This window comes from Streptomyces sp. NPDC090798 (assembly GCF_044768965.1).
GTDB lineage: Bacteria > Actinomycetota > Actinomycetes > Streptomycetales > Streptomycetaceae > Streptomyces.
Map to the genome: position 1 here is coordinate 239,753 of NZ_JBIVXA010000003.1, position 14,347 is coordinate 254,099.

Here is a 14,347-nt window from a genome sequence, read left to right on the forward strand (position 1 = left end):
GGGGCGGGTCAGCCTCACCGTCACCCTCGCGCGGATCATCTCTCCGGTGCAGGGACCTTTCCGCGCTTTGAGGACGGACGCGGACAGCACCACGTCGGTCCCGGTCTCCAGTACGTGCACGGCGGGGCCGGAGTCGCAGGACCCGTGGTCGGCCAGGACCGTGACGGACCGGCCGTCGCCGGCCACGTCGACGAGTCGGTCGAGCGGGACCAGCGTGCCGGCGGGGACATCCCGGTTCGGCTCGATCGGTGACTCGGGGAGCTTCGAGGGGCCGACGGCAGCGCGCTTGAGCGGAGTGTCGTAGCCCTCCAGAGTGAACAGCCAGGCCGGCACGGTCGCCGGGCCCCGGCTGATGACCAGCGTCATCTCGCCCGGCTTCGCCCCGGTCACGGTCAGGTGCGGATCGTCGTTCCCGCCGCGTGCCACCCTCTCGTACGCCTTGCCCGCCTCCATCAGCGGCAGGGTGAGGGAGGCTCCGCTCTTCCACCTCACCTCCCCGTCCTTGCGCGGGAGTGCCGCAAATGCGCCGCGCAGCACGAAGTTCTGGGCGGTGAAGGCCCGCTTGTCGGCTTCGCCGCGCAGGCCGCCCTCGGGCAGCTGGACCGCGGGCGGTGACGGCACCGGCTCCGGCGGTCAGGAGGGTGAGGGTGACGAGCAGATGGGCGATGCGTGTGCTCCTGGACTGCATGGGTCCCCCGGGGGCCGGCGCTGACGAACGGAACGTGCGTGGCGCGGGGCGAAGCTCGTGCCACGCCTGTGACGCTCCGGCCCCCGGGCTCGTTCGGCCCGCGTCCGTTTCCGCGATGCTTGTTGCCGCATCGTGATCGTCGGCTTTCCGGCCCGACCTCGGCCGTGAGGTCAGGCGCGTGATTGGAGGTAGCCGCGCCAGCCGCCGTATTCCGTGATGTCCTCGGCGCCTTCGAGCGCCGCGGGCTCGCACAGGAAGCCGGGCACGTGGGTGCCGTCGGCCAGTTCGATCCGGCCCAGTGCCATCGGACGGGGCAGGTCGGCGAGCAGCCGGCCGAGGCTCGCCGCGGGCAGTCGCCACACCTCGGCCTCGATGCCGGCCCCGGCGCTCTCGCCGACATGGACCAGGCCCGGCTTGGGCGGGGTGGTGGACAGTGCGTGCAGACGGTAGGCGGGTGCCGTCGTGGTCGTGCGCTCCCACTGCGCGCCCAGGGAGAGGAGCTGGGGGTTCAGCGGCTGGCCGGACAGGTGGGCGCCGACCACCGCGATCCGCAGGTCCGGCTGGAGCAGCGCGGCGATCCGGGCGAGGCGTTCGTCGGTGAACGCCGGGCCGATCAGCATCACGCCGAAGGGCAGAGCGGCGGGCGTGAGACCGGCCGGGACGGCGACCGCCGCCAGGTCGAAGAGGTTCGTGGAGTTGGTGAAGCGGCCCAGCCGGGCGTTGGCGCCCAGCGGGTCGGCGGCGACCTCCGCGAGCGTGGGGTGGCCGGGTGCGGTCGGCAGCAACAGGGCGTCCGCGTCGCCGAGTTCGGCGAGGGCCCGGGTACGCAGGGCGGCCAGCCGGTCCTGGTCGGCGAAGAGCCGGTGGGCCGGGATGTCCCGGGCGCGGGTGATGATCCCGGCGACGGTCGGGTCGAGACCCTCGCCCCCCTCGCTGATCAACTTGTCGACAAAGCTCCCCACCGCCGTGTAGCGCTCGGCGACGAACGCGCCCTCGTAGAGCATCGCCGCCGCCTCGGTGAACGGGGTGAGGTCGAGCGTGCGCACCTCGGCCCCGGCCGCGACGAGCTGGTCCACGGCGGCCTCGTACGCCCCCGCCCAGCCTTCGTCGAGTTCGCCGAGCTGTGCCGTCGGGGGGACGGCGACGCGCCAGGGGCCCGGGGCGCGCTGGGGGAGTGCGGGGAGTTCGCGTCCGGAGGGCGACGCCAGGTACGCGAGGGCCTGCTCTGCCTCCTGGAGCGTACGGGCGAAGACGGTCACGCAGTCGAGCGAGGCGCAGGCCGGGACGACACCGGTGGCCGGGACCAGACCGCGGGTGGGCTTGAGGCCGACGATGCCGTTGAAGGCGGCGGGGACGCGTCCGGAGCCGGCCGTGTCGGTGCCGAGGGCGAGGTCGACGATGCCGAGGGCCACGGCCACGGCCGATCCCGAGCTGGAGCCGCCGCTGATTCTGGCCGGGTCCAGGGCGTTGCGCACGGCGCCGTGCGGGGAGCGGGTGCCGACGAGGCCGGTGGCGAACTGGTCGAGGTTCGTGGTGCCGAGGACGAGTGCGCCGGCTGCGCGGAGGCGGGCGACCGCGGGGGCGTCGCCCTCCGGGGTGTACGCGTAGGCCGGGCAGCCTGCGGTGGTCTTCAGGCCCGCCACGTCGATGTTGCCCTTCGCGGCGAGGAGCCTGCCGGCGAGGGGGAGGTGTTCGCCTGCGGCGAGGCGGGCGTCGATGGCCTGGGCCTCTTTCTCGACCTCCGGCTGGGGGCGGAGGTCGATCCAGATCTCGGGGCGGTCGACGGTTTCGATGCGGGCGTAGGCCGACTGGACTCGGGTCAGGACGGACATGGGTTGCTCCTGGTTCTTCGGGCGCGGGCCGGCGGGTGGTGTGTGCCCACCCGTTCCGCCCTGCGGAACGCCTGCCCACGGACGACGCGCGGCTTTCAGGTGGCGGGTGTCAGGACCACCAGTGCTGTGCCCGCTTCCACCTGTGCGCCGGGCTTGGTGAGGACTTGTTGGACCACCGCGTCCATCGGTGCGGGCACTCTGGACTCCATCTTCATCGCCTCCAACGCCAGCAGGGGCTGGCCGGCCGTCACCCGGTCGCCCGGCTTGACGTTCAGCTGCCACACGGAGGCCGCGAACTCGGCCTCGATCAGACGGCCACCCGCGGGGACGGTCACCTCGGCGGCGGCCGCCGCGGGCGTGGACGCGGCGTCCGCGCGGTCGAACTCGCCCGCCGCCTCCCAGGCGTCCCGCTCGGCGGAGAACGCGGTGCCCTGCCTGGCCCGGAACTCCGCGATGGACGCGGAGTGGGTGGCGAGGAAGGCCTCGTACTCGGCCAGCGAGAAGACGCCCTCCTCGATCCGCGGCACGAAGCGGCCCGAGATGATGTCGGCGCGCAGGTCGAGGAGTTCGTCGGGCTCGACGGCGTACCACTTGATGCGGTCGAAGAAACGCAGCAGCCAGGGGGAGCCCGGTTCGAACGCGCCGCGCTGCTGCCACCCCGACCACACCTGGGTCGTACGGCCGACGAACTGGTAGCCGCCGGGGCCCTCCATGCCGTAGACGCACAGGTAGGCGCCGCCGATGCCGACCGAGTTCTCGGCGGTCCAGGTGCGTGCCGGGTTGTACTTGGTGGTCACCAGGCGGTGGCGCGGGTCCAGCGGGGTGGCCACCGGTGCGCCGAGGTAGACGTCACCCAGGCCCAGGACGAGGTACTCCGCGTCGAACACCGTGCGGTACACGTCGTCCACCGAGTCCAGGCCGTTCACGCGGCGGATGAACTCGATGTTCCACGGGCACCAGGGCGCGTCGTCGCGGACGCCCGCCATGTAGCGGGCGATCGCCTCGCGGGTCGCCGGGTCGTCCCAGGACAGGGGGAGGTGCACCGTGCGGGAGGGCACCACCAGTTGGTCGCTCGACGGGAGTGCTCGGACGGTCTCCCGCACCGTGGCGAGGAGTTCGCGTTGCGGAAGCCTGCCGGGGTCCGTCTGGATCTGGAGGGAGCGGATGCCGGGGGTCAGGTCCGTGACGCCGTCGAGCGCGGCCTCGGCCACGGCTTCCATCAGCGCGTGGACCCGCATGCGCAGCGCCAGGTCCAGTTGCATGGGCCCGAATTCGACCAGCAGGTTGTCGTCGCCGCTGCGCCGGTACGTCACGTCGCCGTCCCGCGCGAGCACCCCGCCGTCGACGATCGCGGGCCGCTGGGAGCCGTCGTCGGCCAGCGGTGCGAAGCGCACGGTGTCACCGGGGCGGAACTGGCCGAGCTTCCAGCGTTCCGTGCTGACGACCGTCGCCGGGCAGACGAAGCCGCCGAGCGAGGGGCCGTCCGGTCCGAGCAGCACCGGCATGTCGCCGGTGTAGTCGACGGCGCCGACCGAGTACGGCGTGTCGTGGATGTTGGAGGGGTGCAGGCCCGCCTCGCCGCCGTCCGTGCGTGCCCAGCGGGGCTTCGGGCCGACCAGCCGCACGCCCGTGCGCGCCGAGTTGAAGTGGACCTTCCAGTCGGCGGCGTAGAAGTCGTGGATGTCGTCCTCGGTGAAGAACTCCGGTGCGGCGTGCGGGCCTTCGAGCGCGCCGACCCGCCAGGTGGGGGAGAACCCGGGGCGGTCGCCGACCGGTACCGGCGCCCCGTGATCCGTCGCCGAGCCGCCGTGCAGTACGTCGCCCGTCCTCAGGGCGCGGCCCCCGTGCCCGCCGAACCGGCCCAGCGTGAACGTGGACGCGCTGCCGAGGAACGCCGGTACGTCCAGGCCCCCGCCCGCGAAGAGCACGTAGGTGCGCAGGCCGTGTTCGGTGGGGGAGCCGACCTCCAGCAGGGCGCCCGCCGGTACCGTCACCGGGTCCCACTGCGCGACCGCCGAGCCGTCCACGGTGACCCGGGCCGGTGCGCCCGTGACGCAGACCGTCGTGGCGTGGGTGAAGCGCAGGGTCGGCCCCTGGAGGGTGCACTCCAGCCCTGGTGCCCCCTCGTGGTTGCCGAGGGCGCGGTTGCCGAGCCGGAAGGAGAGGTCGTCCATCGGGCCGCACGGTGGCACGCCCACCTGCCAGTAGCCGGTGCGGCCCGGCCAGTCCTGGACCGTGGTGAGGGTCCCGCCGGAGACGACCTCGATGCGCCGAGTGGGATCGGTGACTTGGGCCAGCGTCGCCGTCGAGTGTGTCGCCCGCCGGAAGGACGGGTCGGCGAGCGCGGCCCGCACCAGCCCCAGGTTCGTCTCGATGCCGTCCACCCGGGTCCTGGCCAGCGCCTCGTCGAGGCGTTCCAGCGCGTGCGCCCGGTCCTGGCCGTACGCGATGACCTTCGCGAGCATCGGATCGTACGACGTGGTCACCTCGGTGCCCGTCTCCACCCAGCCGTCCACGCGGACACCGCCGGGGAACTCGACCCGCGTGAGCAGGCCCGCGCTCGGCCGGTGGTCGCGCGAGGGGTCCTCGGCGTACACCCGGGCCTCGACGGCGTGACCGCGCGGCGTCCCCGGATCGCGTACGACCTCCGACTCCCCGCGCGCGAGCCGCAGCATCCAGGCGACGAGGTCGACGCCGTAGATCTCCTCGGTGACCGGATGTTCCACCTGGAGGCGGGTGTTGACCTCGAGGAAGTACGCCTCCTCGCGGACGGCGTCGTAGACGAACTCGACGGTTCCGGCCGAGCGGTATCCGACAGCGGCACACAAGTCGCGTGCTGAGGAGGCCAGTTGGGCGCGCACGGTGGACGGCAGGCCCGGTGCCGGGGCCTCCTCCAGCACCTTCTGGTTGCGGCGCTGGAGCGAGCAGTCCCGGTCGCCGAAGGTGACGACCCGGCCCCGGCCGTCGCCGAAGACCTGCACCTCGACATGGCGGGCGCGCTCCACCAGCCGCTCCAGGAAGACCCCGGCGGAGGAGAAGGAGGCCGCGGCGACGCGCTGTACCCGCTCCCACGCCTCGGTCAGTTCATCGGCGGAGCGACATGCCGACATACCGATGCCGCCGCCACCGCCGGTGGCCTTCAGCATGACGGGATAGCCGATGCGGGCGGCCGCCTCCAAGGCCTCGGTGAGACCGGGAAGGAGTCCCGTGCCCGGCGCCAACGGCACCCCGGCCGCCTCAGCCGCCGCCCGCGCCGTGTGCTTCGCCCCGAACAGCTCCAGCTGCTCGGGCGTCGGGCCCACGAACACGATCCCGGCGTCCTCGCAGCGCCGCGCGAAGGCCGCGTCCTCGGACAGGAAGCCGTACCCGGGGTGGATCGCCCCGGCCCCGGTGTCCTTGGCCGCCTTCAGGACGAGGTCGGCGTCGAGGTAGGACTCCTTCGCGGGCGCGGGTCCCAGCCGCACCGCCTCGTCGGCGAGCCGGACATGGGGTGCGCAGCGGTCGGCGTCGGAGTACACGGCGACCGTGCGCAGGCCGAGTTCGCGGGCCGTGCGGATGATCCGTACCGCGATCTCGCCGCGGTTGGCGACCAGCAGGGTGTCGAAGGTCATTCCGTCGCCCCGCTCGCCTCGATGGTCATTTCCACCGCGGTCGGCTCGAAGCCGTTGCAGGGGTTGTTGATCTGCGGGCAGTTGGAGACCAGCACGAGGACGTCGCACTCGGCGCGCAAGGTCAGTGTGAGCCCCGGGGCCGAGATGCCGTCGACGATGCCGAGGGTGCCGTCCTTCTCGACCGGCACGTTCATGTACCAGTTGATGTTCGAGACGAGATCGCGCTTGCCGAGGCCGTACTTGGCGCCCTCCGCGAGGAAGTTGTCCACGCAGGCGTGCTGGGACCAGGTGTGGTGGCCGTACCGCAGGGTGTTCGACTCCTTGGAGCAGGCGCCGCCGACCGTGTCGTGCCGGCCGACCTCGTCCGCGACCACGGTCATCAGCGGGGTGTGCTCGTTGGACATCAGCACGCTGCCGGTGGTGAGGAAGAGGTTGCCCTGCGCGTGGATCGTGTCGGGCGCGCTGTAGCGGACGGTCGTGTCGTGGGCGTCGTACACCAGGAAGTCGACGGCCTGGTTGCCGTGCAGGTCGGTGACGGTGAGCGTCTCTCCGGTGCGGACGACGGCGGACCAGGCGGCCCGGGCCAGGACCACGGTCTTCATGCGATCCCTCTCGCGGCAACGAACTCGGCGGTGTTCAGGAAGGCGCGGCGGCCCTCGGGCGTGGCCTCCCACAGCGGGTCGCCCGGCGCGGTCGCGGCCGCGCGCCAGGCGAGGACCTCCAGGGGAGTGCTGACGTACTCCGTACGGGGGTCGGCGGGGTGCGGCACGTTCGCGATCAGCACGGTGACGTCCTGCTCGGCGCGGAGCGTCACGCTGCCGCCGGGGCCCGCCGAACCGGTGAAGTCCAGCGAGCCGTCGTCGCGGACCTCCACGCCCTGGAAGAAGGAGAGCGAGGGCGGCAGGTCGCGGGGTTCGAGGCCGTTCTTGGCGGCGGCGAGCTTGAAGAGTTCGCGGCCGGCGGGGGAGGCGGACTGCGGGGTTCCGTCGCCGTAGCGCTGGGTGTTGCGTACGAGGGTGGAGGTGCCGCAGAGCGTGTCGTGGCGGCCGGAGGTGTCGGCGACCAGGGAGGCGAGGACGCGGCCCTGGTCGGAGAGGAGCAGCTGCCCCTCGCCGAGGTAGGCGTTCCACTGGACCTTGACCGTGTCCGCCACGTTCAGGCGTTCCCAGGGGCGGTCGGCGGCGTACAGGAGCAGGTGCGCGCAGGCGTCGCCCCTGAGGTCGGTGAGCCTGAGTTCCGTGCCGCGGGCCAGCACCTTGTGCGTGTAGTTGCCGGCCGCCACCGTCTCCGCCCACACCAGGTGGCCCGCCTCGCAGGGGGGCGTGGGCCAGGCGCTCGCCGGGACGACGGGCATGGCCTCCGTGCGGGAGCCGTCTTGCGCCCGGGCGTGGGCACGGGCTCCGTAAGTGGTCGCTGTCGCCATCGCGAGTCCTCCGGCTCCTGGGTGGTTTCTGTCGCTCGACAGAAATTAGGGGCGGGGAGGGTCGGGGCCGTGTCCCGAGTGTTGCCGGACGGTTACTGACCCCTCACGGGCCGCCGAGCGCTCCGCGGGTTCGGGGTGCGGGGGCGTGCCGCTGGCATGAAGGTGCGGGTCGTGTGTGGCTGGGCGCGCGGTTCCTCGCGCCCCTGGTGGGTGGGCGCGCCGTTCCTTGTCCCGCTCGGAAGATCGGTGTCGTGTGCGAGGATCGAACGCATGGGAAGTGGTGGCGGGCGACGGGTCGGGCGGCCTCGGGCCGCGCAGCGGCCGGACAGTGGGCTTTCGTCGCGGGACGAACTGCTCGACGCCGCGGCCGAGTTGTTCACGACGCGCGGGTACGCCGCGACGACCACCCGTGCCGTCGCCGAGCGGGCCGGTATGCGCCAGGCGTCGATGTATCACTACGTCTCCGGCAAGGAGGAGTTGCTCGCCGAGCTCCTGGAGTCGACCGTCACACCCTCGCTCGCCTTCGCCCGGGAGCTCCTCGCCGACGATGCGACCCCGCCCGAGAGCCGGCTGTGGGAGCTGTGCCGCACCGACGTTGAGCTGCTCTGCGGGGGCCCGCACAACCTGGGCGGGCTGTATCTGCTGCCCGAGGTGCGCGCCGAGCGCTTCGCCGGCTTCCATGCCGTACGGGCCGAGTTGAAGGACACCTACCGGCAGTTGCTGGCCGCGACCGCGGCAGGTGGCGCGCTCGTCAAGAGTGAACTCGATCTGCGGACGGATCTGCTGTTCGGCCTCATCGAAGGGGTGATCCTCGTGCACCGGTCCGACCCCGAGCGGCCCGTGTCCGCCTTCGCCGAAGCAACCGCCGACGCGGCGCTGCGGATCGCCGGAATCTGACGTACCGCCCTGCGGAGGTGCGGTTTTCGCATGCCCGTACGTCGTTACTCAACGTGTGCGAACGAAGCCTGAGCGTGTAAACGGCCGAGAGTACTCCTGTGGTGCGGGCGATTTCAGGCGGTTGCTGAATATGACACGGCGATGATCCGGTCGGACTAAGCTCGCCCGCAGCGCACCGAGTTGAGATGTATTCGTGCGCTTGTTCCCAAAAGTTCCGAAGATTCGGTTTGACCACGCAGTTTCCCCCCACGAACTCCCCCTACTCCAGCCGATTTGTCTCAGAGGGCATACATGGTGAGTGTTCAATCGCCTCCCGGTGGCCGTGAACTTCCCTACGCGCGCGTGCTGTTGCTGCCGGCCATACTGATGGCCGCGGTGACCGGGGCCGCCGTCGCCCTGGTGACGGGCCCGGCCCGGGCCGCCGTGGGCTGGTGCGGCGGCATCGCGACGCTGCTCGTGATCGCGGTCGCCGCCGAAGCCGTACGCCGTGGCCGCGTCATCCGTGATGTGCGCGCCGAACTGGCCCGCCGTACCGCGTACCTGGAACAGCGCATCGCCGCCCACGACCAGGACATCGTGCGCTTCCACCACGAAGTCCTGCCCGCCGCGATCCGGCGCATGAACCGCGGCATGAACCCCGACACGGTGGCGCTCCGCTTCGGTGTCGACGACCCCAGCCTGCCCCAGATCTCCGAGGTGGAACGGGACCTGCTGAGCACCTTCCTGCAGTTGCTGGACACCGAGAAGCTGCTGCTCGACTCCTCGCACCGCTCCTTCGTCAACATCGCCCGCCGTGTGCAGGCGATCGTCCACCAGCAGAACAAGGAACTCCGCGAGATGGAGGAGGACCACGGGCGTAACCCCGAGGTCTTCGACGACCTGCTGCGCATCGACCACGGCACCGCGCTGATCGGCCGCCTCGCCGACTCCATCGCGGTGCTCGGCGGCGGCCGCCCGGGCCGCAACTGGCCCAAGCCCGTGCCGTTGTTCAGCGTGATGCGCGGCGCGATGTCCCGGATCCTCGAGTACCGCCGCATCGAGCTGCACTCGATCGCCGACGTCAACGTCAACGGCATCCACGTCGAACCGGTCATCCACGCGGTCGCCGAACTCCTCGACAACGCGACCCGCTATTCGCCACCGAACAGCAAGGTGCACCTGACCGCCCTCAAGGTGCAGACCGGTGTCGCCATCGAGATCGAGGACTCCGGCGTCAGCTTCAGCGACGAGGCCCGCGGCAAGATGGAGGAACTGCTCCGGCAGGCCGCGGCCGGCACCGACCTCCAGGCCCTCGGCGAGGCCCCCCGGCTCGGCATCTCCGTCGTCGGCCGGCTCTCGAAGATGTACGACATGGCGATCGCGCTCCGGCAGTCCGCGTACGGCGGTGTCCGCGCGGTCGTCGTGGTGCCGAGCAACATGCTCACCAAGGACCCCGCGGCCTCCCTCGCCCACGGCGTCGGCGCGAACGCCTCCGCGACCATGGACACCGACGGGGTCGAGGGGCCCAACCGCAAGCCGAAGAAGCGCCGCCCGACCACCGGACCCCGCCTCCCCGAGCAGGGCGACGGGTCAAGGGAGGACGACGCCCCCCTGGTCACCGAGTGGACGCCCAACGGCCTGCCGCAGCGCCGCAGCCGGGTCAAGATCCCGCTCAGGGAGCGCTACGCCGAGGCCGCCCGGCTCGCCGCCGAGGAAGAGGCGGCGGCCGCCGCCGCGGCGCCCACCTGGGGCACCGTGCCCGCCGCCCCGAAGCAGGAGAAGGAGAAGGAGAAGCCACCAGGACACTGGGTCGAGGCGTTCTGGGAGGGCCTCAAGCGCGACCCGGACCCCAACACGGTCACCAGGAAGAACCAGGCGGCCTCGGAGGCCGACGACGAGGGGGACCTCAAGTGATCCATCAGCGGGACAACTTCGACTGGATGCTCAGGGATCTCGCTGACGGCGTACCGGGTATCCAGCAGATCGTGGTGCTCTCCGCCGACGGACTGCGCATCGCACGCTACGGCGGCAACCCGGACGCCGCCGACCGCGTCGCCGCGGCCTGCGCGGGCCTGCAGAGCCTGGCCGCGGCGGTCGCGAGTGAGGTTCCCAGCAGCGACGGCACGATGAAGATGGTCCTCATCGAGGTCGACGGAGGCTACTTCTATCTGATGTCCGCCGGGGCCAACGCCTATCTCGCGGTCCTCGCCAACCAGATCGCGGAGCCCGGCCTGATGAGCAACCGCATGAGCGACCTCGTCGCCCGGATCGGCGCCCATCTGACCAGTCCGCCAAGGCGCAACGGGCAGACCGTATGACTCCTCCGCAACGCCGACGGCGATACCCCAAGGAAGAGTTCACCGAGCCTCCCCAGGAGCGGCCTCCCCAAGACGGTGACGAAGAGGGTGAGGAAGAGGACCCCAAGAACCCGGTGCGCCTGTATCTGCTCACCGGTGGGGGTGAGGCGGGCGAACGGGCCGACCTGGACCTGGTCACCTTAATCGTGGCGCGCGCCGACGCGCCGTCGCCCACCACCCAGCCGGAGCAGTCGGCGCTGCTCCGGCTCTGCCAGGCCCCTCTGTCCGTGGCCGAGCTCTCGGCCTATCTCAATCTGCCGTTCAGCGTGGTGACCGTCCTGCTCACCGAGCTGCTGGCGGCCGAACTGGTACAGGCACGCGCCCCGATCGTCCGCTCGGCGCTCCCCGACCGTTCCCTCCTCGAAGCGGTGATGCATGGACTTCAAAAGCTCTGAGACGATCGCCGGCCCGCGCGCCGAGGACCATCTGCCGCACTCGGCGCAAGCCGCCGTGAAGATCGTGATCGTGGGCGGGTTCGGAGTCGGCAAGACGACCATGGTGGGTGCCGTCAGCGAGATCAAACCGCTGACCACCGAGGAGACCATGACGCAGGCCGGCATCGGCATCGACGACAACTACGGCTCGGAGACCAAGACCGCGACCACCGTCGCCATGGACTTCGGCCGCATCAGCATCACGGAACAGCTGGTGCTCTACCTCTTCGGCACCCCCGGCCAGGAGCGCTTCTGGTTCCTGTGGAACGGCCTCTTCGAGGGCGCGCTCGGCGCGGTCGTACTGATCGACACCCGCCGGCTGGAAGTCAGCTTCGACGTGATCGGCCGCCTGGAGGAGCGTGGTGTGCCGTTCGTCGTCGCCATAAACACCTTCCCGGACGCGCCCAGTTATCCGATCGAGGACCTGCGCACCGCGCTCGACCTGTCCGAGGACATCCCGATCGTGCAGTGCGACGCGCGCCGCCGGGCCTCCAGCCGGGACGTCCTGATGACGCTGATGCACTTCCTGTACTCGCTCACGATGAACCAGGCACGCGCCTGATGCCCGCGGCGGCCTCCCGTCCCAGGACACCGGGCCACCCCCAAGAGCCCGGACGCCCCCAAGACACCGGACACCCCCAAGACACCGGATCCACTTCAGTTTCGGAGCGATCACCGTGACGTCTGAATCCCACTTCCCGGCCGGTACGGACGACCGTACGCTCGACCCGCCGCCCGGCTGCCCCGCCCACGGCCTCGGTCCCGGCGGACTGCACCGGCTGTACGGCCCCGAGGCGGACGACCTGGGAGACCTGTACGAGAAACTCCGTCAGGAGCACGGTGCGGTCGCCCCCGTCCTGCTCCACAACGACGTGCCGATCTGGATGGTGCTCGGCCACGCCGAGAACCTGCACCTGGTGAGCTCCCCCACGCACTTCTCCCGGGACAGCCGGCTGTGGAAGGCCGTCCAGGACGGCACGGCCGGCGCCGACCACCCCCTCGCGCCGCACATCGCCTGGCAGCCCATCTGTTCCCACGCCGAGGGCGACGAACACCTGCGGCTGCGCGGCGCGGTCATGGGCGCCATGTCGACCATCAACCACCGCACCATCCGGCGGCACATCAACCGCGCGACCCAGCTGCTCGTCAACCGGTTCTGTGAGAAGGGCCGGGCCGACCTGGTCAGCCAGTTCGCCGAGCACCTGCCGATGGCCGTGCTGTGCGAGATCCTCGGCATGCCCGACGAGTACGACGACCGGCTGGTGCAGGCCACCCGCGACCTGCTCAGAGGCACGGAGACCGCGATCGCCAGCAACGAGTACGTGATGAACGTCCTGATCCGGCACACCGCCCGGCGCCGGTCCGAGACCACCGGGGACTTCACCAGCGTCCTGATCAACCACCCGGCCCGGCTCACCGACGACGAGGTCTCCCAGCACCTGCGCCTGGTGCTGCTCGCCGCGTACGAGGCCACGGCCAACCTCCTCGCCAACGTGCTGCGCGTGGTGCTCACCGACCCACGCTTCCGTGCCCAGCTGAACGGCGGGCAGATGACGGTGCCCCAGGCGGTCGAGCAGTCCCTGTGGGACGAGCCGCCGTTCAGTGCGGTGCTCGGCTACTTCGCCAAGCAGGACACGGAGTTGGGCGGCCGGCAGATCCGCCGGGGCGACGGCCTGATCCTGGGGATCGCGCCGGGCAACATCGACCCCAAGGTGCGTCCCGACCTCAAGGCCAACATGATGGGCAACCGGGCCCACCTCGCCTTCGGCGGCGGACCCCACGAGTGTCCGGGCCAGGACATCGGCCGTGCCATCGCGGACGTCGGCGTCGAGGCACTGCTGATCCGGCTGCCCGACGTCGAACTCGACGGCGACGAGGACGAGTTGCGCTGGCGCTCGTCGATGTCCTCGCGCCACCTGGTGGAGCTTCCGGTGTACTTCGCGCCGCAGACGCCCCAGGACGTCGAGGAAGTGCCCTCCATCAACCCCGTCCCACGGCAGCGGCCGAGCCTGGAGGTCACGACGGACGAGCCGACGGCGGCGCCCGCCCCGGGGCCCGTGGCACCTCCCGTCATGCCGACGACACCGGAACCAGTACGCGGTCTCGGCGCCTGGCAGCGCTTCCTGCGCTGGTGGCGGGGGTACTGAGCCGGGCCGTCGACGATCACGCCTGCTGGGTCCAGCCGTCGTACGAGGACCAGGCCCGCAGCACCCGCCCACTGACGAGCCGGTGCGCGCGTCCCGTGACCGGATCGGTGAACTCCAGCACCCGCGCGAGCAGTTGGAGCGGACGCCGGAAGTCACCGGCCGGCACGGGGTCGGTCACCACCGGGTAGAGCGGATCGCCGAGGATCGGCACGCCCAACGCGTTCATGTGCACGCGCAGTTGATGGGTCTGCCCGGTGTGCGGCAGCAGGCGGTAGCGCCCGAGTCCGTCGCGGTGGTCGGTGAGTTCGACCTCTGTGAGGGCGTTCGGCTCGCCCGCCACCTCGCGCGCGGCCAGCACCCCGCGCTCCTTCACGATCCGGCTGGTGACCGTCCGCGGCAGCGCGAGCCCCGCGTCGTACGGGGCCACCGCCTCGTACTCCTTGCGGACCAGTCTGTCGCGGAACAGCGTCTGGTAGGCGCCGCGCTCCTCGGGCCGCACGGTGAACAGCACGAGCCCGGCGGTGAGGCGGTCCAGCCGGTGCGCGGCGCCGATCGCCGGCAGGCCGAGCTCCCGCCGCAGCCGGGCCAGCGCGGTCTCGGCGACATGGCCGCCGCGCGGGGTGGTGGCGAGGAAGTGTGGCTTGTCGGCGACGACGATGTGCTCGTCGCGGTACACCACGTCGAGGGCGAACGGCACCGGTTCCTCGTCGGGCAGCTCCCGGTGGAACCACACGAACATCCCCGGCTCGTACGCCGCGTCGGGCGCCACCGGACGCCCGTCGGCGCCGACGATCAGCCCGTCCCCGAACATCCCGTCGATCACCCCGGCCCCCGCCGCGAGCCGCTCCACCAGATGCTCCCGCACGGTGGCCCAGCCCCCGTCCCGCGGCAGCCTGACCCGCACGGGGTCGACTCCGTCGCGCTGCGGCAGGGGGGAGGGCGGGATCCGGGGTCTGCGTCTCACCTGGTCAAGCGTACG

At 71.6% G+C, this 14,347-nt stretch carries 12 protein-coding genes; 7 read left to right on the top strand and 5 right to left on the bottom strand.

Annotated features, from left to right (window positions below; genetic code table 11):
* Nucleotides 1-313 precede the first annotated feature (313 nt).
* Complete coding sequence (locus ACIQTP_RS08600; RefSeq protein WP_403397635.1) at nucleotides 314-712, top strand: hypothetical protein; 399 nt, start codon at nucleotides 314-316, stop codon at nucleotides 710-712.
* Nucleotides 713-858: 146 nt separating this feature from the next.
* Here ACIQTP_RS08600 and atzF read toward each other — a convergent pair whose 3' ends face one another.
* The 4 genes from atzF to ACIQTP_RS08620 all read right to left on the bottom strand — a co-directional run bounded on the left by atzF (nucleotide 859) and on the right by ACIQTP_RS08620 (nucleotide 7,554).
* The gene (atzF, locus tag ACIQTP_RS08605; protein ID WP_403397637.1) at nucleotides 859-2,520 is read right to left on the bottom strand and encodes an allophanate hydrolase; all 1,662 of its coding nucleotides are present in this window, start codon (nucleotides 2,518-2,520) and stop codon (nucleotides 859-861) included.
* A gap of 95 nt (nucleotides 2,521-2,615) precedes the next feature.
* Nucleotides 2,616-6,131, bottom strand: a complete 3,516-nt coding sequence (locus ACIQTP_RS08610; RefSeq protein ID WP_403397640.1) for a 5-oxoprolinase/urea amidolyase family protein — start codon at nucleotides 6,129-6,131, stop codon at nucleotides 2,616-2,618.
* On the bottom strand, nucleotides 6,128-6,733 hold the full coding sequence (locus ACIQTP_RS08615; RefSeq protein ID WP_403397643.1) for an urea amidolyase associated protein UAAP2: 606 nt from the start codon (nucleotides 6,731-6,733) through the stop codon (nucleotides 6,128-6,130). The genes ACIQTP_RS08610 and ACIQTP_RS08615 overlap by 4 nt, the downstream gene beginning before the upstream one ends.
* The gene (locus ACIQTP_RS08620) at nucleotides 6,730-7,554 is read right to left on the bottom strand and encodes an urea amidolyase associated protein UAAP1 (RefSeq protein WP_403397646.1); all 825 of its coding nucleotides are present in this window, start codon (nucleotides 7,552-7,554) and stop codon (nucleotides 6,730-6,732) included. Before ACIQTP_RS08620 ends, ACIQTP_RS08615 begins: the two co-directional genes overlap by 4 nt.
* Nucleotides 7,555-7,824: 270 nt before the next feature.
* Here ACIQTP_RS08620 and ACIQTP_RS08625 point away from each other — a divergent pair, with 270 nt between their 5' ends.
* The 6 genes from ACIQTP_RS08625 (at nucleotide 7,825) to ACIQTP_RS08650 (ending at nucleotide 13,368) form a co-directional block, all read left to right on the top strand.
* On the top strand, nucleotides 7,825-8,451 hold the full coding sequence (locus tag ACIQTP_RS08625) for a TetR/AcrR family transcriptional regulator (RefSeq protein WP_403397648.1): 627 nt from the start codon (nucleotides 7,825-7,827) through the stop codon (nucleotides 8,449-8,451).
* A 291-nt stretch (nucleotides 8,452-8,742) separates the two neighbouring features.
* On the top strand, nucleotides 8,743-10,344 hold the full coding sequence (locus ACIQTP_RS08630) for an ATP-binding protein (protein WP_403397650.1): 1,602 nt from the start codon (nucleotides 8,743-8,745) through the stop codon (nucleotides 10,342-10,344).
* The gene (locus ACIQTP_RS08635; protein ID WP_402043726.1) at nucleotides 10,341-10,748 is read left to right on the top strand and encodes a roadblock/LC7 domain-containing protein; all 408 of its coding nucleotides are present in this window, start codon (nucleotides 10,341-10,343) and stop codon (nucleotides 10,746-10,748) included. The genes ACIQTP_RS08630 and ACIQTP_RS08635 overlap by 4 nt, the downstream gene beginning before the upstream one ends.
* Complete coding sequence (locus tag ACIQTP_RS08640; RefSeq protein ID WP_403397652.1) at nucleotides 10,745-11,182, top strand: DUF742 domain-containing protein; 438 nt, start codon at nucleotides 10,745-10,747, stop codon at nucleotides 11,180-11,182. The genes ACIQTP_RS08635 and ACIQTP_RS08640 overlap by 4 nt, the downstream gene beginning before the upstream one ends.
* On the top strand, nucleotides 11,163-11,783 hold the full coding sequence (locus ACIQTP_RS08645; protein ID WP_402043720.1) for a GTP-binding protein: 621 nt from the start codon (nucleotides 11,163-11,165) through the stop codon (nucleotides 11,781-11,783). The genes ACIQTP_RS08640 and ACIQTP_RS08645 overlap by 20 nt, the downstream gene beginning before the upstream one ends.
* 115 nt (nucleotides 11,784-11,898) lie before the next feature.
* Entirely contained in the window at nucleotides 11,899-13,368 is a 1,470-nt protein-coding gene (locus ACIQTP_RS08650; protein WP_403397654.1) for a cytochrome P450, read from the top strand.
* Between the two features lie 16 nt (nucleotides 13,369-13,384).
* Here ACIQTP_RS08650 and ACIQTP_RS08655 read toward each other — a convergent pair whose 3' ends face one another.
* On the bottom strand, nucleotides 13,385-14,332 hold the full coding sequence (locus tag ACIQTP_RS08655) for an RluA family pseudouridine synthase (protein WP_403397656.1): 948 nt from the start codon (nucleotides 14,330-14,332) through the stop codon (nucleotides 13,385-13,387).
* Nucleotides 14,333-14,347: the final 15 nt, after the last annotated feature.